The sequence below is a fragment of the Bordetella sp. 15P40C-2 genome (assembly GCF_009763235.1).
In the GTDB taxonomy this organism is placed as follows: domain Bacteria; phylum Pseudomonadota; class Gammaproteobacteria; order Burkholderiales; family Burkholderiaceae_B; genus Bordetella_A.
Window position 1 is genome coordinate 74,377 of sequence record NZ_WSJA01000003.1, and the last position, 24,614, is coordinate 98,990.

The following is a 24,614-nucleotide window of genomic DNA, read 5'->3' on the forward strand; positions in this document are numbered from 1 at the left end:
ATTTTTTATGGATTTTATATCACCTAGGGTTCATCTGGCGGCAGCACAATACGTTTAAGCCAAATCGGCCCACAACTGTTCAGACGAGGATCACCATGAATACCGCTACCAAGACCGCCATGACCGGCCTGCTCGCCGCCGCCATCCAGACGGGTGCCGCTGCCCAGGCCGCGACGACCGCCCCTCTCGCGCCGGTCACTCCGATCACCATTGAAGGCAACACGATCACCACGCCCGATGGCGTACAGATCTACTACAAGGATTGGGGCCCCAAGAACGGTCCGGTAGTGACGTTCAGCCATGGATGGCCATTGAGCTCGGACAGCTGGGAATCGCAGATGATCTTCCTGGCTTCGCAGGGCTATCGCGTGGTCGCCCATGATCGGCGTGGTCATGGACGCTCCAGCCAGCCCTGGGAGGGCAATGACATGGATCATTATGCCGACGATCTCGCGGCCGTCATCAACGCCCTGGATCTGAAGGATGTGACCCTGGTCGGATTCTCCACCGGCGGCGGCGAGGTCGCTCGCTACATCGGCCGCCACGGCACGTCGCGTGTCAAGAAAGCCGTGCTGGTCAGCTCCGTGCCGCCACTGATGCTCAAGACCGCGGACAACCCTGGCGGTCTGCCCATCGAGGTGTTCGACGGCATCCGCAAGGCGGCCCTGGAAAACCGCTCACAGCTTTATCTGGATATCGCTTCGGGTCCGTTCTTTGGCTTCAACCGGCCCGGCGCGACACCCAATCAAGGCTTGATCCAGGCCTTCTGGGCGCAAGGCATGCAGGGTGGCCATAAGAACACCTATGACTCCATCGCGGCATTCTCGGCCACCGACTTTCGCGGGGATCTTAAGAAGTTTGATATCCCGACGCTGGTGATTCATGGCGATGACGATCAGGTCGTACCGATCGACGCAGCCGGACGCGCCTCGGCCGCCCAAATCAAGGGCGCGAAGCTAATCGTCTACCAAGGCGCGCCGCATGGCCTGACCGACACGCACAAGGATCGCCTGAACCAGGACTTATTGGACTTCCTGCGCAACTAGCCGCGCACTGCCCGCGCAGGTCACTCGACCTGCGCGCCGGAAGACTTCACCACCTCGGCCCAACGTTCCAGCGCCGTGTCGACCTGCTTGGCGAACTGTTCGGGCGTCGTCGCGTAAGTCACCGCGCCTTGCGCCGCGAACTTCTGTTGAATTTCCGGCGTCTCCAGCAGCGTACGAATATCCGCATTCATGCGCTCGACCTTTTCCGGACTGACGCCGCTAGCGGTAAACAAACCGAACCACGGATTCACATCGAACGTGGGGTAGCCTTGCTCGGCAATGGTGGGAATGTTCTGCGCATGAGGAGAACGCTTTGCGCTGGTGACAGCCAACGGCACGAGCGTGCCCGCGTCGATATAGCCTTTCACCGACGGCAGACTGGTGAAGACCACATCGATCTGCCCGCCCAACAGGTCTTGTATCGCCGGCGCCGCGCCGCGATACGGCACATGCACCATCTTGACATCGGCGGCCGAATTGAACATTTCACCCAGCAAGTGATTCACCGAGCCGTTGCCGGCCGAGCCGTAGGTCACGCGGCGCGATTTGGCGGCTTCGACCAAGCCGGGCAGATCCTTGATACCCGACGATGCGCGCGTCACGGCCACAAACGGCAGGGTAGCCAGCGTCGCCACCGGCGCGAAATCGCGCTGCACATTGAACGACAAGTTCTTATACAGTGCGGGATTGATCGCATGCGACCCCTCGTAGCTCATCAACAAGGTGTGGCCATCATTGCCGCCCGTGGCCACATATTCCATGCCAATGTTGCCGCCGGCGCCGGCGCGGTTTTCCACCACGACGGGCTGGCCCCATTTCTGTCCTAGCGCTTGCGCGACAATGCGCGCCAACGTGTCGGACGCTCCTCCCGGCGCTTGCGGCACGACCAGGCGAACCGGCTTTTCCGGGAAGGCCTCGGCTGCCAAAGCTGGTCCGGTGGCACAGGCCGCCGCAATCATCGTGCTCGCCATTGCGTGGATAAGTCGCATCTTTTCTCCGTATGAATTATCGTTGTAGGTTTCGAATGATACACAGGGCGTCCGGACTACTCTAGCCGGGGCTCATATCGCGGAGACACAATGGAAGTTCGAAGAATCGCAGGCGCCTTGGGCGCGGAGATCAGCGGCATCGATTTGCGCCACAAAATGGACGCCTCGCAGACGGCGGCCGTGCGCCAGGCGTTGCTCGATCATCAAGTTATTTTTTTGCGTGACCAGGATTTAACCCCACAGCAATTCCTGGATTTTGCACGGGCCATGGGTACCCCGATTGAATACCCTTTCGTTAAGGGCCTGGACGGTTTCCCCGAGATCATTGAGGTTAAAAAGCTGGAGCACGAGCGCTCCAACTTCGGTGGCATTTGGCATTCGGACACGACATATCTCGAAGAGCCGCCCATGGGTTCGATGCTGCTGTCGCGCGAGATCCCGCCCTATGGCGGCGACACGATGTTCGCGAACCAGTACCTCGCGTACGAAGCCCTGTCTGACACAATGAAGCGTTTGCTGGAGGGCCTGGTCGGTATCAGCACCTCGGCCAAGGCCGATGTATCGCGCACGCGCGAAGACCGCATTAAAACCGACGGCAAAGACAACGCCCCCGAAAACTACATCGCCGAACATCCCATCGTACGCACGCACCCCGAAACCGGCCGCAAAGCGCTGTATGTGAACGTCGCGCACACGGCGGGGATCAAGGGCATGACGGATCAGGAAAGCGCGGGACTTTTATCTTTCCTTTTCGAGCATCAGGTCAAGCCGGAATTCACCTGTCGCTTTGCCTGGACGCCCAACGCGATCGCGTTCTGGGACAATCGCTGCGTGATGCACAACCCCGTCAACGACTATCACGGTTTCCGCCGGGTCATGCAGCGCATCACGCTCCAAGGCGATCGCCCGCGCTGACCGCGCCGGTTTCCCGATTGCCACCGGGATAACGCCATCCCTCAGGCGGGGCTCGTTCCCCGCCTTTTCGTAGCACACCAATCACTGCAGCTCTTCCATCCGGCACGCCAGTTGCTGCGCGATCCCTTCCCAGGCATCGCGCCCCCAAGCAACCAGCAAGGAGCCGGCAATGAGCGACAGCGACACGCTTCCCCCCTTCGACCCCACCGCCCCCACCTCCAGACGGACCGCGCGGGAGGCACCCGATACCGCTCCACCCTTCGCCAAGCGCGACCGCAGCGCCAAGCTCGCCGCGCCCGAGCGCGTGGCCTCGGGCGCGGCGGGTGCGCTGCTTCTCGCCTGGGGCGCCGGCCGAGACGGCCTGCTAGCCAAGCTCGCCCTGTTGGGAGGAGCCGGGCTGCTGGCGCGCGCCGGCACCGGCCGGTGTGCGTTGAAATGCGCCCTGCAGCCCAAGCCCTACGAGCGCGAGGTCGCCGAAGAACGCAACTGGCCGATCGCCACGGTCGTCAACTACGCCGTCACCATCAATCGTCCACGCGAAGAGATCTATCGGTTTTGGCGCGACTTCGCGAACCTGCCGCGATTCATGCAGCACGTAGAACAGGTAGAAACCATCACGCCCCAACGTTCGCGCTGGACGGTGAAAGCGCCCCTGGGCCGCAGTGTTCAGTGGATCTCCTACGTCATGGAGGATGTGGAGAACGAACGCATTGCGTGGGAAGCCGAAGCCCAGGCCGACATCCCCAACGCCGGCTGGGTCGAATTCCGCGACGCGCCGGGCGGTCGCGGCACCGAAGTCCGCGCGCAGATCAGCTACCAGCCACCGTACGGCCATGCCGGCCGGCTGGTCAGCCAATTGAAAACCGCCGAGACCCCGAACAATCAACTGGCCGACGACCTGCGCCGGCTGAAACAGGTTTTGGAAACTGGCGACGCCACGACCTCCCAGACCCGTACTCAAGCATAAGGAGCAGAACTATGCGCGCACTCTGCTGGCAAGGCACGAATCAACTTAGCATCGAACGCATCCCTGATCCGGAAATTGTGAATCCGCACGACATCCTCGTGCGGGTGACGATGTCGTCAGTCTGCGGGTCAGACTTGCATTTGATTGGTGGATATGTGCCCGCCCTGAAACCCGGCGACGTGCTGGGGCATGAATTCATCGGCGAAATCGTCGATGTAGGCAAAAACGTAAGCACGCTGCAAAAAGGCGATCGCGTGGTGGTTGTCTCGATTCTGGCTTGCGGGTCCTGCGAACACTGCTTGAGGAAAGCCTTCTCGTGCTGCGATAACACCAATCCAAAACCACAACTGACCGAGCTCGCGTACGGTCAGGCGTGCGCCGGGATTATTGGATATAGCCATGCGTTTGGCGGCTACGCAGGCAGTCATGCGGAATATATTCGCGTGCCGTTTGGCGAGACCAACGCCTTCAAAATACCCGAGGGCGTGCGCGACGATCAGGCGCTGTTTGTTTCCGACGCGGTGCCCACGGGCTATATGGGCGCGGATCTGGCGGACGTGCAGCCGGGGGATGTGGTCGCGGTCTGGGGATGCGGCGGCGTCGGGCAGATGGCCATATGCTCGGCCTATCTACGTGGCGCGGAACGCGTCATCGCCATCGACAAGGTGCCCGAACGACTGCGCCTGGCCGCACTGCACGGGCACGCGGAGGTGTTGAATTTTGAAGAGGTCGATGTACACGAAGCCCTGCAAGACATGACGGGCGGCCGGGGGCCGGACCGCTGTATCGACTGCGTCGGCATGGAGGCAGACGGCACCGGCATCGAGTACTGGTACGACTACATGAAGCAGCAAACCTTCATGCATACCGACCGCGGTGTCGCATTGCGTCAGGCGATCCGTGCGTGCCGTAAAGGCGGCGTGGTCTCGGTCATGGGGGTCTATGGCGGCCTGATGGACAAATTCCCGATGGGCGCCATCGTGAATAAGGCTTTGACGGTGCGCTCCGGCCAGCAACACGGCCAACGCTATGTGAAGGAGCTGTTTGACCTGATCCAGATTGGAAAGTTGGATCCGTCCTATTTATTGACGCATCCCATGTCGCTGGACGAGGGTCCAAAGGGCTACGAGCTGTTCAAAAGCAAGCAGGATAACTGCCTGCGCGCGGTGTTCATGCCCGAGGCGTCGGCGCCGATGGTCGCCTGATACAACAAGAAGCCTGCCCTATCGCTAGATTGGGCAGGCAGCAGAAAAAGCGTAGAGTGGATTTGTAGTTGGCGACTCGCGGCGATTAGCGGCTCCCACCGGTATTGGGATAGCGCGGGCCTGCGGAGTTGCTGTTGTTGGTGTCCATGCTGGCCGGAGGTGGCGCAGCGGTAGTGTTCTGCATCTGCGAGCGATCATAGTCGCTGCGCTGATCGTAGTTGCCGTGGTGCGTGCAGCCTGCCAGCACCATGCCGGCAGCGATGATAGGTAACGCAAGAATACGTGGTGTCATGACAACCTCCTTTAGTAAGGGAAAGGTGTCATCCCATGCAGCATTTTGCGTGCCTAAAGTAGGCACGCATTACGAGCTGGTTGAGTGCCTGCCTGGGCACATCTCCAAAAATGGGACTAAAGGACATGCGCCAGCGGCCGACCTATGGGAACCGCTGCACCCCACCCGTTACCAAGCTTAGGCAGTCATTGACCATTTAACGCCACGCTGAGAGACACCATGCATCCGCAAACACACGTGTTAGCCGAACTAGGAGAACGCCTCGGTGTACCGCTGTCCTTTGGCGAAAGCGGCCAATGCTGCATCGTGCTTGACCAGGAACTATACGTTGCCATTGAGACGCTCGCCTCTGGCTGGCTCTTCACGGGCCTGCTCGGGCAGGGCGTGGACAACCGCGGAAGCGCATTCTTGCAAGACGTGCTTTCGCGCAACCTGAAGCTTACGCAGCAATACGGAGGAACGATCGCATGCGAACCGCAGTCGGGTGCACTCCTATACGTCAGCAAGCTGCCCCTGTCACAACTTGATGGCGAAAAGGCCTACGAATTTCTCGAGCAATTCGTGGATCAGCTGGAAAGCTTGAGTCACCAACTTCAGTTGCACTAACTCTCGCGCACCGTTGACATCCCAATCCGGCGCTAAACCAACATCCCACCAACATCGAAATGAACACTATTCCCCTCACGACGTTCGCCGACCTCCAGACGCTGGAGAACTATCTGGCGGCCACCCCAGACACCGATGACGAAGTCTGTCCTACGGTTGCCGCCGGAACGTTCAAAGGCTATGTGCTCGCCGCCCTGAGCCACATTCCTATTTTGCGAGACCTTCCAGCGGTGGTCGACTACTGCAATCAACTCCAGAGCGCAGAGGAATCAGCATTGATCGAAAATGCCCAGGCATTGGGTGTCTTCATGCACGCACTCGCGGCTAAATATGGCGACAGAGCGACCGAGCGTGCGCTGATGATCAATGACGTGAGCTACGACGGCCATACGCCCTTGAATGCTCGCGTCGTGTCGCGCGTGATCGAAACGGCGGAAAAACTCACAGTCGTCAGGAACGATTCGCAACCTATCGGTTTTGAAAATAAGGGCCTGACCTGTTATGCCAACTCTGCGTTGAAAATGTTGATCGCCGCGATGGGCGAAGACGTCCTCGTCGACCATCTTAATAACCTGGTCCACACGTGCGAGGATCCGCGGAAACAGGATGCCGCGAAAAAATTCCTGATTCTGCTGGACGCCTACGCGGCCGGTGGAACCACGGCGGGCAGCGAATTGCGGGCGTTCTTTAAAAGCCTGCAAAAGACGCGCCAGTTCAAGAGCGATTTCCAGATTATCTGGAAACAAAACGATGCCCACGAATTCATGCAAAAGCTGCTCGAGGCCATGGATCTTCATAAGGCAGCTGGCTTTGGCTTAGGGCTGCAAGCAACCAAGACCTTCAACGGCGAGACGCGCCCAGGCAGTACCCAGTCGCCATTTATGCAGACGATCAACATCGGTAGCGATGACCTCGCCACGATGCAAGGCATCATGGATCGATTGTGTGCGGATGAACTGCGCGAATGTCACTGGAATGATGAGGATACCTTTGATAGCAAAGTCAATTTCTCGGCTCAGTGGACCACTCCGGATTTGACGGCGGTGAAGCGGCTTACCATCGACATCAATCCAGTCGTCTGGGATCGAAACAGTGGTGAGACGACCAAGACCATCTTGAAGGACGCCAAGTTCGGCTCCAACGTTTTCATCGTGATTCACGATGAAAAGACCAAAGAGAAGTATCAAGTGGAGCTAGAGCCACGAGAAATCGTGGTCCAGGACGGCGGAGTGAATTCCGGGCACTACACCGCCTACACGAACAATGGGTTCGGGACTTGGTTGTACCACGATGATGCCGACGTGAAAGAGGTCAAAGGCATCGCCCCTGGTCACCAAGCTAAGCTGATCAGCTACGCCGTGAAAAGTGCGGAGAAATGGACTGGCGAGTGGACCGGCAAAGCAGCGTCGGTCATGGGCGAGCCACTCACGGCTTCCAGCATGCACCGTTCGGCCCGCGGCTAATCGGCTGAACGCCGCCTGCGGCTTTTGAGTCGCGGCAAGGTCTGAGCTTCGCGCCTCCGGCGCCATCTGCAAGTCAGATGGCGCCTTTTCGCATTTGGCCGTATGAATCACCCGCCTGCTGGGCACAGCCAGCGGGCCGCCAATATCTGCATTCGCTCTGCCACTAAGGCCAACTGTCCCGCTATCCAGAATTCTCAGCCTGTTACGCGCTTTAGCCCCACGCCGATACCGTCTAAAATGCGTGCTCGATACTTTTTGTAACCGCGCCTCCGGGCCGGTTTGCCCTAAAGCTTAGGGCCAAGCATTTCGCAACATCGGGTTATGCTTTGTCTTGGCTCTTTGTATGCAGCACTGAACTCAATGGCAAGAATCACTATAGAGAACGTCACCAAGCGCTATGGCGACGTGACCATCATCGACAAACTCTCCCTCACGATCGAGCACGGAGAGTTTTTTACGTTATTGGGCCCCAGTGGCTGTGGCAAGACGACGCTCTTGCGGATGATCGCGGGTTTCATCATCCCGGATGGCGGACGCTTGCTGCTGGATGACGAGGACATCACCCGCATGCCGCCTCACAAGCGGGAAACCGGCATGGTGTTCCAGGACTACGCGCTGTTCCCCGATAAAACGGTGTTCGACAACGTGGCCTATGGTTTGCGCGTGCGCAAATTCTCCGCGCAGCAGATCAAGCAAAAAGTCGGCGATATGCTCGAGCGTGTCGGCCTGGGTCATTTGCCGGCGCGTTATCCGGGCGAACTGTCCGGCGGCCAGCGTCAGCGCGTGGCATTGGCTCGCGCTTTGGTCATCGAGCCCCGCGTGCTGCTGATGGACGAGCCCCTGTCGAATCTGGATGCCAAGTTGCGCATCCAGATGCGCGACGTCATCCGCCAGCTGCAACAGGAATCGCGGATCACCGCGATTTTCGTGACGCACGATCAGGAAGAAGCCCTGTCCATGTCGGACCGCATCGCGTTACTGCGCCAAGGCAGGATCGATCAGCTCGATACGCCCGAGGGTCTGTACGCCCGGCCCGTGACGTCCTACGCCGCCGACTTTATCGGCGCGGCCAATCTGATCAAGGTCCAGGTACAGCAGCCGCAGGGCAGCGACGTGCTGGTGGACATTCCCGGGGGTCGCATTACGGTGCCGGGCCCCACGCCGGGCCAGGACACGATGCTCGCCGCGCGACCGGAACATGTGGAGATGCATGCCGATAGCGGCGCCGGCGGACGCGTGCCGGCCGAGGTCATTTTCCGCCGGTATCTGGGTTTCAAAGCCACCTACGCCCTGTGTCTGGCCGATGGCACGACGCTGAATGTCGATGTTCCTTCGGCTCTGGACCCCGCCTACGCGCCGGGCACCCGGGTTCATCTCAGCTTCAGCCAGGCTTGCCGGCTGGTGACGGCGTGAGGGAGCAGGCGTCATGAGTTCGCATGTTCAACCCGCCGCGCCCGGCCCTTTCGGCCGGCTGAGCGAGTTTTTTGCTTCGTCGCGGTCGCCCTGGCTGTGGCCCGCCCTGTTTTGTCTGGTCGTGCTGGTGGCGCTGGTGGTCTGGCCCCTGGTCGCCCTGTTCCACCATAGCGCCCTGGACCCGCAAACCGGCCAGCTCAGCTTGGACGGATTCCGGCAGTTTTTCGACAACCCGCGCTATACCACCGCGTTTTTCAACACCATCATCCTGGGTGTGGCGTCGACCACCGGCGCGATGATGCTGGGCGCGCCGCTGGCCTATGTGGTGGCGCGCTACGACTTCCCCGGTAAAACGTTGGTGGCGCTATTGCCCCTGGCGACGATCATCCTGCCTGATATCGTGGTGTCGCAGGCTTGGCTGATGCTGCTGGGCAATAACGGCATCGTGCGCCATTTCCTCGAGGGCGTAGGCATCGATCTGCCGTCCTTCTACGGCTGGTTCGGGATGGTGTTCACGCTGATCCTGAACGACTATACCTACGTCTACATTGGCATGCTCGCCGCGCTCAAGGCCATCGACGGCTCCATCGAGGAGGCGGCGGTCAACCTGGGCGCGAGCAATTTCCGCCGGGCCATGACCGTGACGCTGCCCGTGCTGGCGCCGGCGCTGCTGGTCAACGCGATGATTGTCTTTACGCTCGCGGTGGACAATTTCTCGATCCCGATGATTCTCGGTGGGCGCGTCGATGTGCTGTCTTCGCTGACCTATACGACGTTCCTGTCGGAAATGGGCGGCAGCCCCGTGATGCAAAGCGTGCTGGCCGTGGTGTCGGTCGTGCTGGTGGGCTGCGTGCTGTTCCTGCAAAAACGCGTGGTGGAACGCAAGACCTACCAGATGTACCAGGGCCGCGCCCCCAAGGCGGTGCGGGCACGCGGCGTGGCGGCGATATTCCTGGCGGGGTCGGCGGTGCTGTTCGTGGCGATCTCCATGATCCCGGCGGTCATCGTGGTCGTCGGTGCGTTCACCAAGGCACGCGGGCCGGTGATGCGTTACGGCACCTGGACGCTGGAGAACATGGAACGGGCCCTGCGTAACGCGCCCGAGCCCATTATCAATTCGCTCATGCTGGCTAGCGTCGCCGCCATCGTCGGCACCTGCTTTGCCACGGTTGCCAGCTATTTGATCGTGAAAAAGCGCTTGTGGGCCGTCTCGATCCTGGATTATGTCGTGATGCTGCCGTTGGCGATTTCCGGCACCGTGCTGGGTATCGCGCTGATCCAGACGTACAACAGCGGCATGATTGTGCTGACCGGCACCTGGGTCATCATGGCGGCCGCGCTGTTCGTGCGCAAGGTACCATTCTCGATCCGATCGGCCTCGGCTTCGCTCTATAGCATTCCCGATTCGATCGAAGAGGCCTCGATCAACCTGGGCGTGTCGCCGATCAAGAGCTTTTTCAAGGTCGTGTTGCCCGTGATGAAGCCGGCGATTCTGGGCGCGGCCATCCTGATGTGGGTGACCTCGCTGGCCGAGATTTCGGCCACGATTGTGTTGTACTACGGCGGCATGGAGACCATGCCGATTCAGATGTTCCGTCAAATCGACGCCGGCTATCTGGCGCGTGCTTCGGCATATGGCGTCATACTGATGGTTGTCATCATTGTGCCGATCTATTTGGCGGTTCGTTTCCTCAAGCTAGACCTCTTCTCAAATCGTTAGCCCTAACCGAGAACGCTCTATGTTCAGTCACTTCAAACTCAAGACGCAACTGGCCGCCATCGTGGGCGGCGCCTCGCTGGTCATGGGCGCTGCGGCGCAGGCCGAAGAAGCCGTCGTGTACACCTCGAACAACGTCCAAGTGATCGACACGGCCGTGGATATTGGCAAGGAAAAGGCCCCGAATCTGTCGATTCAAAAGGTCACCTCGGGCACTGGCGCGCTGATGAAGCGCATCGAGGCCGAGGCCGGCAAGCCGCTGGGCGACGTGGTGTGGGGCGCGGGCTTCGGCACGATGGCGGCGTTCAAGCAGAACTTCCAGCCCTATAACTCGCCGCAGCTCAAAGAGCTGGACGCGCGCTTTATCGGCCCGGACAATCTCTGGGCGGGCAGCAACGTGCACGTCATGATGATCATGGTCAACGAAAAGCACCTGAAGGATCTGCCGGCGCCCAAGCGTTGGTCGGACCTGTTTGACCCGAAGTGGAAGGGCAAGGTCATCATCGGTGACCCGACGTCCTCGGGTAGCGCCTACGATCAGGTGTACGGTCTGTACCAGCTGTATGGCCAGGAAGGCTTTGACAAGCTGCTCGCTAATGTCGATATCTCCAAGAGCTCGGCCCAGGTCTACAAGAGCGTGGCCAACGGCGAATACGCCGCCGGCATCACAATGGAATATGCGGCCTATGCGTACGTGGCGGGTGGTCAGAAAGAAATCCGCCTGATCTACCCCGAGGAAGGCTCGTTCGCCGCACCGGAAGCCGTCGCGGTCATCAAAAACCCGAAGAACGGCGCCAAAGTCGCCGAGCAGCTGTATGACTTGCTGCTGTCCAAGGAAGTTCAGGAAGCCGAGCTGACCGAAAACTTCCGCCGTCCCAGCCGTTCGGATATCGATGTCGCGGCGCTGACCGATCTGCCTAACCTGAAAGACATCAAGATCGAAGCCACCGATCCGCTGAAGGCCGCCGCCGATTACGACAAGATCATCGGCGCCTGGAAGCAGGCGATGGAAAAAGCCGGTAAATAATCTGAGTCGCTAGCGCTGCCTTCAATCGGCAGCGCACAGCCGGCGCGTCAGCACGTCGCGGCGCGTCGGCGTATCGCCCATACGGGGCCTTTCCGGTTGGACACATGCCCATGACCCAATCCAAGCATGACGACCCCAATCCGGGGCGCGCGTTCGCCAGTCTCTCGCCGCCAGTGTGGCGCGGCTCGACCGTGGTGTTCGATTCCATCCGCGATTTCTGCGCGCGAGCGGCCCGTTCGCCGGATGGATTCAGCTATGGCATCACCGGCACGCCGACCGCGCGTCTGCTGGAAGACCGCATCGCCGCGCTGGAAAACGGCAAACGTTGCGTGATTGCCCCCTCGGGCGCGGCAGCGCTGATGATGGTGGTGATGTCCTACGTGCGCGCGGGCGACCACTTGCTGCTCTCGGCGGCCAGCTACAGCTCGCTTGCCTCGCTGGCCGACAAATGGCTCGCGAATCTGGGTGTCGAGGTCGAATACTATCCGCCGCGTATCGGCGCGGAGATCGAGGAACGGATACGCCCCAACACGCGCATGATCTGCCTGGAGTCACCCGGCAGTATCACCATGGAAATGAGCGATGTGCCCGCGATCGCAGAAGTCGCGCGACGGCACGGCGTGCTGACCATGATCGACAATACCTGGGCTAGTCCGCTGGGGTTTCGGCCACTGGATCATGGCGTGGATTTCAGCGTCGAGGCCGCCACCAAGTTTTTCAGCGGGCATTCCGACGTCATGATGGGCAGCGTCGCGATGCAAAGCGAGGAACACTACGCGGTGCTACGCGATGCACAGGGAACCTTGGGATTGCAAGTCAGCCCAGAGGACTGCTTTCTGGTCTTGCGTGGACTGGAAACATTGGCCGTTCGAGTGCGGGCGCAAGGCGAAGCGACCTATCGCCTTGCAAGCTGGCTGGAAAGCCAGCCCCTGGTGGAACGGGTCTGGTACCCGCCCCTGGCCAGCGATCCCGGGCATGCGTGGTGGAAGCGGGATTACCGCGGCAAGGGCTGCCTGTTCTCGCTGCAATTGGCGCCCGCGCCGCAAGAGGCGTTTGATGCGTTTTTTGATGCGCTGCGGCACTTCTCCATTGGAGCGAGTTGGGGTGGCGTCCATAGCCTCGTGGCGTATTACCCGGCCGAGATGCAACGCAACCGCCGCTATAGCGCGACGGATCGCCCCTTGATTCGTCTGGCCATCGGACTGGAAGAGCCCGACGCGCTGCAAGCGGATCTGGCGGCGGCCCTGGGTGCGTTTGCCGAACGTCGCGCGTAATTCGCTCGCGGACCGCATCGCGGCCTAAGTCGCACTACGACAGCGGCAGCCTTAGATCGACCGGGCTTTCTTGCGGCCGGCCACCGGCGTGCGCTGTCCCACGTCCACGCCGCGCTCTGGCACATCCGTGCACACCGCCAGGACGCGCGCCGGCGTTTTGCTCGTCGACAGATAGACGTGCCCCACCGAGCTGTCGAAATACGCGGCTTCGTCACGCTTGAGCCGGATTTCTTCGCCATTCTCGAACACCAGTCGGATCGCGCCGGACAACACATAGGCGAACTCCTGTCCGGGATGGCGGATATATTCAGAGAACTCGTCCACGCTGCGCGAGAACACCGTCGCCACGATGGGCGTCATGACCTTGCCCGAGATCTCGCTGAAGAAAAACTGATGCCGGTAGGTCGCGGTCTGATAGTCATGCTGGTCCTGCATGCTGGCCTTGATGACCTTGCCGTTGAGGCGATTGGATGGCTGCTCGCCGTCCGGCTGCAGAAGCACGGACATATCGACGTCCAGCGCCAGGGCGATGGCGACGAACTTCTCATAACTCAGCGCCGTCTGTCCCAACTCTGCCTTCGATAGCGTTGACAGCGCGACCCCGGAGGCCTGCGACAGTTGTTTGAGGGTGAACCCCTTTTCTTTGCGGATGGCTCGCAGACGAGCTCCCATGGCCTCTTTAGAAAAACTTCGTTGTTTGTCCGCATCCCTGCTTGAGGCCATCCAGCGCTCCGTGTGTTTATAACGGCTGTCGGCTGGCGCCAACTCTTTCCACGATGGCCTGATAGTGCTCGGGCCTACGGTGCCGCTCAAAAGCGAACATGTTACCCCTGTAGCCATCGGCCAGCGTCATGTCGCAGACGTAGTTGATCACCTCGTCATCCTCGGACAGCGCCTGCACCGCGATCTCGCCCGTCGGCGCGACGATGCACGAACCGCCGATCATATGGATCCCCTCCTCCACGCCGGCTTTGGCGGCGGCGGCGATCCAGCAGGTGTTTTGATAGGCTGCGGCCTGCAGCGACAGATGATTGTGGTGTGCGGGCAGATGCTTGGGCTCACCCAGCCGGCCGTAGCCTGTGGGGGTGTTATACCCGACCATGACCAGGTCCACCGCCTGCAATCCCATCACCCGATACGTCTCGGGCCAGCGGCGGTCGTTGCAGATGCACATGCCGATGCGCACATCGCCCGCGTCGAACACTGGAAAGCCCAGATCGCCGACCTCGAAGTATTTCTTCTCCAGGTGTTGTATCGGGTAGCCGTCCTGCGACGTGGCGTCGCCGGGGATGTGGATCTTGCGATACTTGCCGATGATGGCGCCAGTCCCGTCGACCAGGATGCTGGTATTGAACTGGCGATCGCCATCCAGCTCGGCATAACCCAGATAAAAGCCCACGCCCAGCTCGCGTGCCAGGTCGAAGAGCGGCTGGGTTTCTTTACCCGGCATCTCGGTTTCGTAAAAACTGCGAATCTCGGCGGGGTCTTCCATGTCCCAGCGCGGAAAAAACGTCGTCAGTGCGAGCTCGGGAAAGGTCACCCACTTCGCGCCACGACTGGCGGCATCCTTGAGCAGTTCACACAAGCGCGCCACCGCCTGCCGGCGCGTATCGCTGCGTTGAATCGGGCCCATCTGGGCGACGGCAATATGCATCTTCATGTTGGAGTTCTCGCTATGGATCAGTCGCGCGACAACACGCGGCCGGGGAAATTGCCGGTGAATCGTTCCTTGGCATCCCAAACTTGGGTGCCGTTGACGTACACCTGATGAATCCCGCGCGAGTGCTCCATCGGCGTCTCGAAGGTCGCGGCATCCGCCACCGTGGCCGGGTCGAACACAACCAGATCCGCGAAAGCATTTTCTTGAATGACGCCACGGTCCTTCAGGCCAAAGCGGCTGGCGGTCAGCCCGGTCATTTTCCACACGGCGGTTTCCAACGGGAACAGACCCAGGTCGCGGCTGTAGTGACCCAGCACGCGCGGGAACGTACCCCACAACCGCGGATGCGGATGGGTGTCGTGCGGCAGACCGTCCGACCCGATCATGGTGTCGGGAAAGGCCATGATGCGCTGGACATCGTCCTCGTCCATCATGAAGTAGATGGCGCCCGCGGGCATCAGTTCGTCCACGACATCCCAGCGATCCTTGCCACGTTCCTTGGCGATATCATCCAAATCCCGGCCGGTATATTCGGGGAACGGCTTGCACCACGTGATGATCGTCTTGGCCGACAGCAGCGCGCGGTCTTTCTTCAGGATGGTCGAGCCCGCGATATAGGGATAGGCATCCAGCGAAATTTCCTGACCCTTCATCGCTTCGGAAATAATGGCCAGCGTCTCGTTGGAGCGACCAAAATTCTGCTTGCCCATCAACTTGTGGTGCGAGATCACCACGGGCACATCGAGTTCCTTACCGATGCGGAAGGTCTCGTTCAATGCCTCGACGATGTGATCGCCCTCATCGCGCATGTGCGTGGCATAGATACCGTTGTGCTGCGAAAGCGGACGGCAGACTTCAATGATTTCCTCCGTCGTTGCGTTAGCGGCCGGCGGATAAAACGTGCCAGTGGAAATCCCGATCGCGCCGGCCTCCATGCCTTCCTGCGCCAGGCGCTGCATGCGTTCGATTTCATCGGGCGTCGCATTGCGATCCAGGTTCGGCATGATCGCCGCACGCAGGGTCGAATGCCCCAGCATGCAAGCCGCATTGACGGCCGGCGGTGTCTCACGCAAGGCGTTGAGATAGCCCGCGAATGTCGAGAACACGTAGCTGCCACCCAAATCCAACAGATCCAAAGGCGGCGGCGGGCTGTCGTGCAGCAAGGGCGCCAGGCTGATGCCGCAGTTGCCCGTGACCACCGTCGTCACCCCTTGCGAGATCTTCGGCTCCATGGCGGGTTTGCGCAGCAACAAATTATCGTCGTGCGTGTGCGAGTCGATAAAGCCGGGCGACACTGCCAGACCGGACACATCTACGCGACGGGTCGCATTAGCCTGACTCAAATCGCCAATGGCGGCAACACGGTCGCCGCGCACGCCGATATCGGACACGAATGGCTTGGCGTTGGTACCGTCGACCACCAGGCCGCCAGACAGAATCAGGTCAAAGGAATCATTGGTCGGGTTGCTCATACCCTGCTCCACGGAAAATGAATTAGGCAAAATGACAGGCCACCACGTGGCTATCGCTGAATCGCTTGGCCTCTGGCAAACGCTCGGCGCATAAAGGCTGTGCGTTGGGACAACGTGTACGGAAAGCGCAACCCGAAGGCGGCGACAAGGGGCTGGGGATTTCGCCCGTCAGTCGCAGCGACTTTGCCTCACCCTGGCTGGCCTCGGAAAAGCGCGGCACCGCCGCCATGAGCGCGCGCGTATAGGGATGCCGCGGGGTATTGAATATCTCGTCCCGCGTGCCGGTTTCCACCACGCGCCCCAGATACATCACGGCCACCGAATGACTCAGATGACGCACCACGCTCAGATCGTGCGAGATAAACAGATAAGTCAGGTGCAGGGATTCCTGCAGATCCACCAGCAGATTGATGACCTGCGCCTGCACCGACACGTCCAGCGCCGATACGGGTTCGTCACAGACGATGAATTCGGGCTCCAGCGCCAGGGCGCGCGCGATCACCAGTCGCTGACGTTGGCCGCCTGAGAACTGGTGCGGATACTTATCCAACGATTCCGGTTTCAGGCTGACCAGACGCAATAACTCATCCAGACGCGCGGCGACCTTGGCGGACGGCACGTTAAAGTTGTGCAAGGGCTCGGCCAATACCGATCGCACTCGCATGCGCGGGTTCATCGAGGAATACGGATCCTGAAAGATGAACTGGATCTTCTTGCGCAGTTCGCGCAACTCTCCGTGGGCGAGTTTGCCGATGTCTTGCCCCTCGAACATCACCCGGCCGTCCGACGGTTCGAGCAGGCGCGCAATGCATCGACCAAGCGTCGACTTACCGCAGCCGGACTCCCCGACAATACTGAAGGTCTCGCCCTTTTTGACGGTGAACGACACATCGTTGACCGCATTGAGCACGGCGTTCTTGCCACCGCTCTTGACCGTGAAACGCTTGCTCAGTCCGATGACTTCCATCTGGACGTCGCCGGCATGTGCAGTGCGCGGAATTTCGTTAGCCATATTCGCTACTCGCTATAGATTTCGTCGATGCGACTAAGCCGCTACCCTGCACCAGTAGGTATGGATACCACCGTCTTGCAAAGCGATGGGCGGCGTCGTCTGGCAAGCGTCGATCGCATGCGAACAGCGCGACGCAAACGCACAGCCGCGCGCCTGGGGCGTGATCGTTGGCACGATGCCCGGCAACTCCGCCAACCGGGTCTGGCTGGCATCCGCATCGGCAAAGGCTGGCAGCGACCGGATCAGTGCCTGGGTGTACGGATGCTTGGACCGGTACAACACGTCGGACACCGAGCCTTCTTCGACCTTGGAGCCGGCATACATCACCATGACACGGTCGCATGCCTCGGCCACCACACCCAGGTCGTGCGTGATGAGCACGATGGCGGTACCGAGCTGCGCCTGAATGTCCTTGAGGATCTGCAAAATCTGCGCCTGGATCGTCACATCCAGCGCCGTGGTGGGTTCGTCGGCGATCAACAGGCGGGGCCGGCAGGCCAGCGCGATGGCAATCATGACCCGCTGCCGCATGCCGCCCGACAACTCGAAGGGATAGTTCGACAAGCGCTTTTTCGGGTCGGAGACCTGCACCAGTTCCAACAGTCCCTGCGCGTCCACCAGGGCTTGTTTATAGGTCTTGCCCTGATGCCGTACGATCGACTCCGCGATCTGCCGGCCGACCGTGAATACCGGGTTCAAGGACGTCATCGGCTCCTGGAAAATCATCGACAGCTGATTGCCACGCACGGCACGCATTTGCCGCTCGGACAGCGCCAACAGGTTCTGATCCTCGAAATGAATCGCGCCGCTATGTATCTTGGCCGATTTCGCCAGCAGACGCATGATCGCCAGCGAGGTCACGCTCTTGCCGCAGCCTGACTCGCCCACGATGCCCAGCGTCTCGCCGCTGCGCACATGGAACGACAGGTTGTTGACGGCCACGACCGTGCGTTCGAGCCCCTCGAAATGCACGCTGAGATTCTCAACGCGCAGAATGTCTTGATTGCTCATCACGTCGCCCGCCTTAAATCTTCTTGGCCAGTTTGGGGTCCAGCATGTCGCGCAACCCGTCACCCAGCATATTGACCGCCAGCACCGTCATCGCCAGGAACAGGCCTGGGAACAGAATGATGTGAAAGGCAATCGACAGGAAATTGCGTCCGTCGGCCATGATGTTGCCCCAGCTCGGCGTCTGCGGCGGAATGCCCACACCCAGAAAGCTCAACACGGCCTCGGTGATGATGGCCGAAGCGGCGATGAAGGTCGCCTGCACCATCAACGGCGCAAACAGGTTCGGCAGGATATGCATGACCAGGATCTTGTGCGTGCGCGTACCCAGCGCATGCGCGGCCTCCACATAGGGCTGATTGCGAATCGACATGACGAGCGCGCGCACCAGCCGCACGACCCGTGGCACTTCCGGGATGATGATGGCCGCGATCACCGTGAGCAAACCGCCTTTGAATACCGCCATCAACGCGATAGCCAGCAGGATGTTCGGTATCGCCATCAAGCCATCCATGATCCGCATGATGATCATGTCCAGCTTGGAGAAATAGCCGGCCAGCATACCGATCACCACGCCCAACAAGACACTGAGCAAGGCGACCGCGATGCCGACCACCAGGGACACGCGCGCGCCCCAGACAACACGCGAGAAAATGTCGCGGCCCAACGCATCGGTGCCAAAAATATGGGCGGCCGATGGCGGCTTCATCCGGGCTAACGGATTGATGTCCGTGGGACTGTAGGGCGCGATCCACGGCGCGAAAATCGCCATCAAGGCCAATGCGACCAGGACCGCGATGCCGAAATACATCGTGGGTTGTTGACGCAGCGCGAACGCGATGCGTTTGCGGCTGCTGATAGGATTGGGAGCAAGCACTTGCATGACGATCAGCGGTCCATTCTGGGATCAAAGATGCGATAGCTCAGATCGACCAACAGGTTGATGAGCACATAGACAGCCGAAGAGATCAGCAAGACCCCCTGAATAACCGGGTAGTCGTGACGCAACACGGCATCCACCGTCAACCGTCCCAGACCCGGGATCGCGAAGACGGTCTCCGTCACCACCACTCCGCCGATCAACATGGCGATACCGACACCGATGGTCGTGACAATCGGATTGGCGGCGTTCTTCAACGCATGCCAGATGATGAGACGCGAATCCAGCCCCTTGGCGCGCGCGGTGCGGATGTAATCCTCGCCCAGCGCTTCCAGCATGGTGGCGCGGGTCATACGCGTGAGCAACGCCATATAGACCAGACCCAGCGACACACAGGGCAGAACCAGATGGCGCGCATACGTAGCCAGCCCGTCCGACATGGGCTTATAACCCTGCACGGGCAGCACGCCCAGCTTGACGGAAAACACATAGGCCAAGCCATAGCCGATCAAGAATACCGGGATGGAAAAGGCCACGACCGACCCCAGCATGATCAATCGGTCCGTCAGCGACCCGGCTTTCCACGCGGCGATCACCCCCAGCGGCAACGCGAGGAACACCGCCAGGAGGATCGTAAACAGCGCAATCGACAAGGTCGGTCCCATGCGCTGATGAATCAAGGTCAGCACCGGCATCTTTGTCGATGTCGATACCCCGAGATCGCCCCGCAGAACGTTGCCGCCCCAGTGCAGGAATTGCTCGACCAGCGGTTTGTCCAGCCCCATGGCGGCGCGGATTTTCTCCACGTCTTCCACGGTGGCGTTATCCCCTGCCAGCACGGCCGCCGGATCACCCGGCGACATGTGGGCAAGAAAGAAGACAAACACCGCGACGATCACCATCACGGGGATAGTGGCGACCAGTCTTCGTATTAAGTACGGCAATTCAACACTCCTTGGGCAAGGTCCCGCCGGGCGGCCTCACACTACTTCTCGACGTTCCACATCACGGGGATACCGACCTTCATCAAGTCGGTGTTTTTCAGGCCGCGCGTGGCGATCACGGGCTTGAATTCGCCCCACATCACATAAGGCACCGATTCGTAGGCGCGTTCCTGGATCTTGGCGGCGAGTTCCTTGCTCTTGGCGGGGTCGCCTTCGGCAATCCATTGCGCGCGCAGCTTGTCGAGTTCTTCATCGCAGGGCCAGCCGGGCAAGCCGTTGCCGCAAGGCGCCGACAGCCACGGATTGGTCACCGGCGTGCTGGCATCGAAGTAACCGCCATGCGTGAGGAAGATGTTCCATCCGCCGTTATCGGGCGCGTCTTTCTTCAAACGACGCGCGGCGACGGACGCCCAGTCCATGGCCTGCAGATCCACGTTAAAGCCGGCCTTTTGCAGCGCCTGGGCAAGCACGAGGTTGGCCGGGCCGTTCACGTTATCTGTCGGATACAGGATCACGACCTTTTCGTTCTTGTAGCCGGCTTCCTTGAGCAGTTGCTTGGCCTTTTCGAAATCCGGCTTCTTATAAGGCGCGGCACCCGCATCAGTCGCGAAAGGCGAGCTGCAGGTGTACATCGAACCGCAGTACTCGGTGCGATACTTGCCGCCATAACCGACTGCCGACACGAATGCCGCCTGATCGATCACGTGATACATCGCCTGACGGGCTTTGGCATTGTCGAACGGCGGGTGCAGGAAGTTCGGCACGACCATGCCTTGCGAGGCCAGCGACGGGATCAGGTTGACCTCCGAATTGCCTTCCAGCACGGGCAGGAAGTCCGGCGTCACGCTTTCGATCATATCGATCTCGCCGTTTTGCAACGCCGCGGCGGCGGTGTTGGCGTCGGGAATGTAGACCCACTCCACCCGGTCCACTTTCGCGACCTTGCCCCCGGCCAGGCCATCGGCAGGCTCGGCGCGCGGCTTGTAGTTGGGGTTCTTGACGTAGACGACCTTGTTGCCAGGCACCCATTCGTCTTTCTTGAAGAGGAACGGGCCCGAGCCCACCATTTCGGTGATCGGCACGTTGGGGTCGGTGTCGGCCAAGCGCTTAGGCATGATGAACAGCGGCATGCCCGAAGGTTTGGACAAGGCCGCCAATACCAGACCGAAATCGTTGTCCAGGGTGAGCTCGAACGTCTTGTCGTTGACCACATTGAGCTTTGCGCCGGCCTTTATCATCAGACGGCCCAGCGTATCTTTCTTGGCCCAGCGCTCGATAGATGCAACGCAGTCCGCCGCGGTCACCGGTGCACCGTCATTGAACTGCAGGCCGTCGCGCAATGTGAACGACCACTTTTTGCCGTCGTCGGATTTGGTCCAGGTATCGACCATCTGCGGGCGGATCTCGCCCTTGCTGTCCTGAGCGAACAAGGTGTCGAACACCATGTAGCCATGGTTACGCGTGATATAGACCGTGTTGAACGACGGATCCAGCGTCTTCAGATCGCCGTTGGGCGCCATGCGCACCGTCGTCGTGGCCCATGCGCTACCGCTGGCCAGCAATACGCCAGCCGCGGTCAGCGTCGCAGCCAGCGTTCTCAAGCCTGCGAATGTCTTCGTCATAACTGCTCTCCTGTGTTTATCGAGTTCTGCTGCGTTTACACGGCCGGCGTTATCAGTGGCCACTTGGGGTAAACGATTTTTTGATACGGCAGCGCATTGAGGTCCGACGACACCGAGCCCGGCGTCTTCAGATAGATCACCTGTGCCGCGACCTTGGAGTACTCCGCATAAAAATGCTGCGAGGACTTCACCACGATGATTTTGAATTGCGAAAGATCGATGCCAAATTGCGTGAAGAGGTCGCGCCCGATTGCCTGATTGCGCACGGTGTTCAGCACCAGCGTAATGCCCTCGGTCTCGACTACTGCCACATCGCCGATCAGCGATGGCGTGTTCGACAGCCCGGTCATATAGGCATCGCGTTTGAGCGCCTTGACGACACAGCGGGCATCGACGGGATTACCTGAGGCCGCCGACACCTTGCCGCCGATGCGCAACTGCAACGTGGCGCCCACGCCTGCGTTCATGCACAGACCCACCGCCACCGGGTCCCAGATCGGAGCAATCGCGGCGTCACGCACGCCTTTTTCGAGGAACTCGGCCAGCACATAGGTCGAATCGCTACCCGCGCCGCCGCCCGCGTTGTCGGCGGAATCGGCCAGCAAGGCGGGGTAGCGCTGATTGTCCTGGATGATCTTCAGGGCTTCGGCCGTCGAGGGGTACGCGGGCTGCAAGGAATCACGAAACGCAATGATCTCTTTACCCAGGCTTTCAGACAATTGCTGCGCGCGCGCCGCATCGCCATCGGTGTAGACGAGGACCTTAGATCCCATCCCGGGCACATCGCCCCAGGGGAAACCGTGCGCGATAGAAATCGACAGAATGCCAGGCTCTTTTTCCATCGCCAGCAACCGATCGACGAAGCTGCGCATCGGCTCGCGGCTGGTATGCATGATGGAAATCATCTCGCAGTCGAACACCGAAAGCGTGGGCTTGACCTCGCCGCGCACCTTGGCCGCGCACAGGTCCACCAGATCATAGGCTCGCTCGAGAATGTCGGTGTGGGGGTACTCCTTAAAGCACACCAGCACGTCGGCCGTGTCATACATCAGCGGCGTCATATGGCAATGCGGATCCAATTCGGCGCCGATCACGACATCAGGGCCCACGATCTCGCGCACGCGCGAAATCAGATCGCCTTCGCAATCGTCGTAGCCGTCCGCGACCATCGCGCCATGCAATCCCAGCACCACCATATCGACCTGACCGGCATTGCGCAGATCCTGCAGAATCTCATCGCGCAGCGTTTCGTATGCGTGACGCGTAGTCAGACCCGCCGGCATGGCACCTGCCACGGTGCCTTCGATAACCGTCCATCCGTGCACCTTGGCACGCTGGCGCGCCGCCCACAGCGGTCCGGCGAACTGCTGCATGGTGTCGGGATGTTCGCCGGCGCGGTAGTAGCCGCGCGACCTGAACGAATCGATACCCGTGGGGATGGGCGAAAAGGTGTTGGTCTCGGTGGCCAACGATGCGGTGAAGATGCGCATTGCCTGTCTCCTGGACGTCAGTGGCGTTAACGATCCAACGCCTGGATTTCGATTTCCAGATCCACGCCCATCGCGAGCTTGGCTTCAACCGTCGAACGCACTGGCAGACCTGCCGTGAAATACGTGCGATAAACCTCATTGAACTCGGCGAACATCGCCAGATCCGATAGCCACACGGTGGCCTTGATTACATCCTCAAAGCCCAGACCGACCTCGGCAAGACTGTCGCGCAGGCGTTCCATGACGGCAGCCGTTTGCGTCTTGATATCGCCGCGCACCACCTGGCCATTGCTGTCCATCGGGATCTGGCCCGAAAAGAACACAAAACCGCCGGCGCGGATCATGCGCGAGAAAGGCAGGCCCAAGGGAGACTCGTAACGTTCAATGCTCATATCAGTGACTCGCTGTTTAGGTGTTGGGATTCAAGCGTGATAACGTGCTGGCGATACGAGCGCCGCGTCAATGTCTTCGGCCTGCAAAGACGGGTCCAGCGGCTCGCCCAGGACGAGGTTGGCGGCCAGCAGCGAAGCGCCGGGCGCGGACTGGATACCGTAGCCGCCCTGTCCCACCAGCCAGAAAAATCCGCTCACTTGCGGGTCCCAGCCGATGGCGAAATCGCCATCGGGCAGAAACGAACGCAGTCCTGCCCAGGTGTGCTTCGGGCGGCGGATCGTCAACGTTGTCGCGGTGCAAATGCGGTCGATACCGATTGCGATATCGAGCTCTTCGGCCACGACATCGTGCGGTTCAACCGGGTCGGCGTTCGCGGGCGAACCCAGGAACTGCCCAGCATCCGGTTTGAAGTAGAAAGACTCGTCTACGCCCACGACGGCGGGCCAGTGATCGGTATCGGTCCATTGGCCATCGTTCGCATCGAGCTTGAAAGTGAATGCACTGCGACGCTTGGGCTGCAAGCCCAGCGGCGCGGCCCCAAACAATGCGGCGACACGCTCGCCCCACGCGCCTGCCGCATCCACCACACTACGCGCGGCCACTTTCGCGCCATTGGAGAGCGTCACGTGCCACAATTCACCCTCGCGCTCTGCCCGCTCGACGGCCGCGCTATAGGTGAATTCCACACCCGACTGCTTCGCGCCGCGAAGGAAACCCTGCAATAGCGCATGCACATCGATATCCATGGCGTCGGGCTCCTCGATCGCACCGATCAGGCCCTCGCGACGTACGCAAGGCACGCGTTCGACCACTTCGTCGGCGCTCAGCAAGCGTACCGTCGCGCCCGTAGCCTGCAGTTGTTCGAGAGTCTCGGCGAGCAAGCTCTCCTGCCCTTCATGCGCGATATAGACCACGCCGCGATCGGCCAGCAGAGCATGTTCGCTAAAGCCCGCCGGCGGCGCTTCGAAAAACGCCCGGCTAGCCCGAGTCAGGGCGCGTATCGTCGGCGTACCATAGGTTTCCATGAACATCGCAGCCGAGCGCCCGGACGTGTGATAACCGGCCTGGCTTTCCATCTCGACCACCATGATCGACCCGCGGTCCCGCAGCCGGTAGGCCAGCGAGGCGCCAGCCATTCCCGCGCCAATGATCAGATAGTCGTATACCTTCCCGCCCGTCATGCCGCATCATCCTTTGCACACCGAATTTATTTTCGGAT

23 protein-coding genes are annotated in these 24,614 nt (G+C 60.5%); 10 read left to right on the top strand and 13 right to left on the bottom strand.

What is annotated here, in order from left to right; translation table 11 throughout:
* The first annotated feature begins 95 nt into the window (after window positions 1–95).
* Window positions 96–1,046 carry an alpha/beta fold hydrolase gene (locus GOQ25_RS02485; protein ID WP_160348864.1) on the top strand — a complete coding sequence of 317 codons (951 nt, stop codon included), beginning with the start codon at window positions 96–98 and terminating at the stop codon, window positions 1,044–1,046.
* 20 nt (window positions 1,047–1,066) lie between these two features.
* Here GOQ25_RS02485 and GOQ25_RS02490 read toward each other — a convergent pair whose 3' ends face one another.
* Window positions 1,067–2,035: a tripartite tricarboxylate transporter substrate binding protein gene (locus GOQ25_RS02490; RefSeq protein WP_160348865.1), complete on the bottom strand. Its 969-nt coding sequence runs from the start codon at window positions 2,033–2,035 to the stop codon at window positions 1,067–1,069.
* Window positions 2,036–2,125: 90 nt separating this feature from the next.
* Here GOQ25_RS02490 and GOQ25_RS02495 point away from each other — a divergent pair, with 90 nt between their 5' ends.
* From GOQ25_RS02495 to GOQ25_RS02505, 3 genes are all read left to right on the top strand, one after another.
* Complete coding sequence (locus tag GOQ25_RS02495; RefSeq protein ID WP_160348866.1) at window positions 2,126–2,950, top strand: TauD/TfdA family dioxygenase; 825 nt, start codon at window positions 2,126–2,128, stop codon at window positions 2,948–2,950.
* A gap of 169 nt (window positions 2,951–3,119) precedes the next feature.
* Window positions 3,120–3,917, top strand: coding sequence for an SRPBCC family protein (locus GOQ25_RS02500; RefSeq protein WP_160348867.1), 798 nt, complete (start codon window positions 3,120–3,122; stop codon window positions 3,915–3,917).
* Window positions 3,918–3,928: 11 nt separating this feature from the next.
* The gene (locus GOQ25_RS02505) at window positions 3,929–5,122 is read left to right on the top strand and encodes a zinc-dependent alcohol dehydrogenase (protein ID WP_160348868.1); all 1,194 of its coding nucleotides are present in this window, start codon (window positions 3,929–3,931) and stop codon (window positions 5,120–5,122) included.
* Between the two features lie 85 nt (window positions 5,123–5,207).
* On the opposite strand, the gene GOQ25_RS02510 is transcribed toward GOQ25_RS02505, so the two are convergent.
* The gene (locus GOQ25_RS02510; RefSeq protein WP_160348869.1) at window positions 5,208–5,414 is read right to left on the bottom strand and encodes a hypothetical protein; all 207 of its coding nucleotides are present in this window, start codon (window positions 5,412–5,414) and stop codon (window positions 5,208–5,210) included.
* A 219-nt stretch (window positions 5,415–5,633) separates the two neighbouring features.
* Between GOQ25_RS02510 and GOQ25_RS02515 the strand changes: the two genes are divergently transcribed.
* From GOQ25_RS02515 to metC, 6 genes are all read left to right on the top strand, one after another.
* Window positions 5,634–6,020 carry a CesT family type III secretion system chaperone gene (locus GOQ25_RS02515; protein WP_160348870.1) on the top strand — a complete coding sequence of 129 codons (387 nt, stop codon included), beginning with the start codon at window positions 5,634–5,636 and terminating at the stop codon, window positions 6,018–6,020.
* Between the two features lie 59 nt (window positions 6,021–6,079).
* Window positions 6,080–7,483 (top strand): type III secretion system effector BopA family protein, encoded by a 1,404-nt coding sequence (locus tag GOQ25_RS02520; protein ID WP_236844459.1) that lies wholly within the window; start codon window positions 6,080–6,082, stop codon window positions 7,481–7,483.
* 360 nt (window positions 7,484–7,843) lie between these two features.
* Window positions 7,844–8,896, top strand: coding sequence for an ABC transporter ATP-binding protein (locus GOQ25_RS02525; RefSeq protein ID WP_160348872.1), 1,053 nt, complete (start codon window positions 7,844–7,846; stop codon window positions 8,894–8,896).
* Between the two features lie 13 nt (window positions 8,897–8,909).
* Window positions 8,910–10,616, top strand: coding sequence for an iron ABC transporter permease (locus GOQ25_RS02530; RefSeq protein ID WP_160348873.1), 1,707 nt, complete (start codon window positions 8,910–8,912; stop codon window positions 10,614–10,616).
* Between the two features lie 19 nt (window positions 10,617–10,635).
* On the top strand, window positions 10,636–11,640 hold the full coding sequence (locus GOQ25_RS02535; RefSeq protein WP_160348874.1) for an extracellular solute-binding protein: 1,005 nt from the start codon (window positions 10,636–10,638) through the stop codon (window positions 11,638–11,640).
* A gap of 110 nt (window positions 11,641–11,750) precedes the next feature.
* Entirely contained in the window at window positions 11,751–12,914 is a 1,164-nt protein-coding gene (gene metC, locus GOQ25_RS02540; RefSeq protein ID WP_160348875.1) for a cystathionine beta-lyase, read from the top strand.
* Between the two features lie 51 nt (window positions 12,915–12,965).
* Here the strand turns inward: metC and GOQ25_RS02545 are convergent, their stop codons facing one another.
* Genes GOQ25_RS02545 through GOQ25_RS02595 form a run of 11 tightly spaced genes read right to left on the bottom strand, consistent with a single transcriptional unit; the run spans window position 12,966 to window position 24,576 of the window.
* Window positions 12,966–13,637 (bottom strand): helix-turn-helix domain-containing protein, encoded by a 672-nt coding sequence (locus tag GOQ25_RS02545; protein ID WP_236844460.1) that lies wholly within the window; start codon window positions 13,635–13,637, stop codon window positions 12,966–12,968.
* Between the two features lie 16 nt (window positions 13,638–13,653).
* Window positions 13,654–14,568, bottom strand: coding sequence for an N-carbamoyl-D-amino-acid hydrolase (locus GOQ25_RS02550; protein ID WP_160349008.1), 915 nt, complete (start codon window positions 14,566–14,568; stop codon window positions 13,654–13,656).
* A gap of 26 nt (window positions 14,569–14,594) precedes the next feature.
* Window positions 14,595–16,046 carry an amidohydrolase family protein gene (locus GOQ25_RS02555; protein WP_160348876.1) on the bottom strand — a complete coding sequence of 484 codons (1,452 nt, stop codon included), beginning with the start codon at window positions 16,044–16,046 and terminating at the stop codon, window positions 14,595–14,597.
* Window positions 16,047–16,068: 22 nt separating this feature from the next.
* Entirely contained in the window at window positions 16,069–17,058 is a 990-nt protein-coding gene (locus GOQ25_RS02560) for an ABC transporter ATP-binding protein (protein WP_160348877.1), read from the bottom strand.
* A gap of 33 nt (window positions 17,059–17,091) precedes the next feature.
* A complete protein-coding gene (locus GOQ25_RS02565; protein WP_160348878.1) occupies window positions 17,092–18,069 on the bottom strand; it encodes an ABC transporter ATP-binding protein in 978 nt (325 codons plus the stop codon).
* A gap of 13 nt (window positions 18,070–18,082) precedes the next feature.
* Window positions 18,083–18,949: an ABC transporter permease gene (locus GOQ25_RS02570; protein ID WP_160348879.1), complete on the bottom strand. Its 867-nt coding sequence runs from the start codon at window positions 18,947–18,949 to the stop codon at window positions 18,083–18,085.
* A 5-nt stretch (window positions 18,950–18,954) separates the two neighbouring features.
* On the bottom strand, window positions 18,955–19,890 hold the full coding sequence (locus GOQ25_RS02575) for an ABC transporter permease (RefSeq protein ID WP_160348880.1): 936 nt from the start codon (window positions 19,888–19,890) through the stop codon (window positions 18,955–18,957).
* Window positions 19,891–19,931: 41 nt separating this feature from the next.
* Window positions 19,932–21,512 carry an ABC transporter substrate-binding protein gene (locus GOQ25_RS02580; protein ID WP_160348881.1) on the bottom strand — a complete coding sequence of 527 codons (1,581 nt, stop codon included), beginning with the start codon at window positions 21,510–21,512 and terminating at the stop codon, window positions 19,932–19,934.
* Window positions 21,513–21,547: 35 nt separating this feature from the next.
* Window positions 21,548–23,002: a M81 family metallopeptidase gene (locus GOQ25_RS02585; RefSeq protein WP_160348882.1), complete on the bottom strand. Its 1,455-nt coding sequence runs from the start codon at window positions 23,000–23,002 to the stop codon at window positions 21,548–21,550.
* 26 nt (window positions 23,003–23,028) lie between these two features.
* Entirely contained in the window at window positions 23,029–23,394 is a 366-nt protein-coding gene (locus GOQ25_RS02590; protein WP_160348883.1) for a RidA family protein, read from the bottom strand.
* A 30-nt stretch (window positions 23,395–23,424) separates the two neighbouring features.
* Window positions 23,425–24,576, bottom strand: a complete 1,152-nt coding sequence (locus GOQ25_RS02595) for an FAD-binding oxidoreductase (protein ID WP_160348884.1) — start codon at window positions 24,574–24,576, stop codon at window positions 23,425–23,427.
* Between the last annotated feature and the right edge of the window lie 38 nt (window positions 24,577–24,614).